Below are 1,628 nucleotides of genomic sequence, written 5' to 3'. Positions count from 1 at the left end.
TTTCGTCGGCGTGCCGGCGCCGGCGGGCGCCGTGCTGGTGATGCTGCCGCTCTATCTCTATTTCCTGCGCACAGGGCTGGAGCCCAGTCGCCCCGCCGCCTTCGTCGCCACCGGCTTCACCATCCTGGTCGCCTTCCTGCTGGTCAGCCGGCTGCCGGTCTATTCCGGCAAGAGCCTAAGGATCCCGGGCGACAGGGTGTTGCCGATCATCCTCGGTGTCGTACTCTACGTGCTCCTGCTGATGACCTATCCCTGGTACACGCTGACCGCCTCGGTCGCCGGCTACCTGATCTTCCTGCCATTCAGCGTGCGCGCCTATTCGAAGCGCGCCAAGCGCGAGGGCGAGAAAGTGCCGCCCTCCGATATAGGTTAGAAAATTCGCAGAAGTGCTTGATCTGACTCAGGCCGCGACGCCGAGCCCCAGCCTGTCGATCGCCAATTTCCTCGTCGACACATAGTCGGTCTTGCCGGAACCCAGCACCGGGATTTCCTCCACCTTGACGATGTCGTTCGGCACCATCAGTTCGGCGGCGCCCGCCTGTTTGCCGAATTTGCGCAGCTCGTCGGGATTGGCATCGTCGGCGGTGGTGACCAGCACGATGCGCTCGCCGCGTCTCTTGTCCGGCACCGCCACAGCCGCGTGGCGCTCCTCCGGCCACAGCGACTGCACCAGCATCTCGACCGCACCCAGCGACACCATCTCGCCGGCGATCTTGGCGAAGCGCTTGGCGCGGCCGCGAATGGTGATGAAGCCCTCGCGGTCGACGGCGACGATGTCGCCGGTATCGTGCCAGCCGGTCAGCGGCTGCAACTCACCGGGGCGGTCCGACGTCATGTAGCCCATCATCAGGTTCGGCCCGTCGAGCCACAATTGGCCGGCGTCGGAGATGCCCTCGACCGGCTCCAGCTTCATGCGCATGGCAGGCAGCAGCCGGCCGACCGTGCCGTCGCGGCCATGGATTGCCGTGTTGACGGCAACCACCGGTGCCGCCTCGGTCAGCCCGAAACCTTCGATGATCTCGGCCTGGAAGCGCTCGCGATAGACGCGGCGGGTTTCCGGCTTCACCGCCTCGGCGCCGGCGACGACGAAGCGCAGGCTGGAAAAATCGCCGTCCTTGGCGGTGCGCGCGTAGTTGGCGAGGAACGTGTCGGTGCCGAACATGATGGTCGGTTTCACCTTGCGCGCAACCTCGGGGATGATCTTGTAGTGCAGCGGCGAGGGGTAGAGGAACAGCTTTACCCCGGTGACCAGCGGCAGGATGGTGCCGCCCGTCAGGCCGAAGGAGTGGAACACCGGCAGCACGTTGAGCAGGATGTCGGCCGGCGAGATGGTGATCCGCGCCTCGGCCTGCATGGCGTTAGCGTACAGGTTCTTGTGCGACAGCACGACCGCCTTCGGCGTGCCTTCCGAGCCCGAGGTAAACAGAATCACGGCCGGCTTCGCCGCATCCTGCCGCTGCAGCGGCCAGCGCCACAGCAGAGCGGCGGCAAGCTTGTCCAGCGCGGGAACGCTCTCCCGCACATCCTCCAGCCACAGCAGCTTGGCGCCGCCTTTTTCGACCGCCGCGACGATATCGGCCAGATCGGCCTTCTCGACGAAGGCGCGGGAGGAAATCACGGTCCTTATC

1 protein-coding gene and 1 pseudogene are annotated in these 1,628 nt (G+C 65.7%); one reads left to right on the top strand and one right to left on the bottom strand.

Features of this window, described 5'->3' with window-relative positions; all coding sequences use genetic code 11:
• Window positions 1-373: pseudogene (locus EN750_RS33325) on the top strand (CDP-diacylglycerol--serine O-phosphatidyltransferase); the annotation flags it as partial.
• A 27-nt stretch (window positions 374-400) separates the two neighbouring features.
• Here the strand turns inward: EN750_RS33325 and EN750_RS33320 are convergent.
• On the bottom strand, window positions 401-1,628 hold a 1,228-nt coding region (locus tag EN750_RS33320), incomplete at its 5' end, for an AMP-binding protein (protein WP_145968155.1).

Origin of the sequence: Mesorhizobium sp. M7A.F.Ca.ET.027.03.2.1 (assembly GCF_003999175.1) — a bacterium.
Classification (GTDB): domain Bacteria; phylum Pseudomonadota; class Alphaproteobacteria; order Rhizobiales; family Rhizobiaceae; genus Mesorhizobium.
Note: the sequence above shows the minus strand (reverse complement) of the source record. Positions and strands in the feature narration are given on the sequence as shown.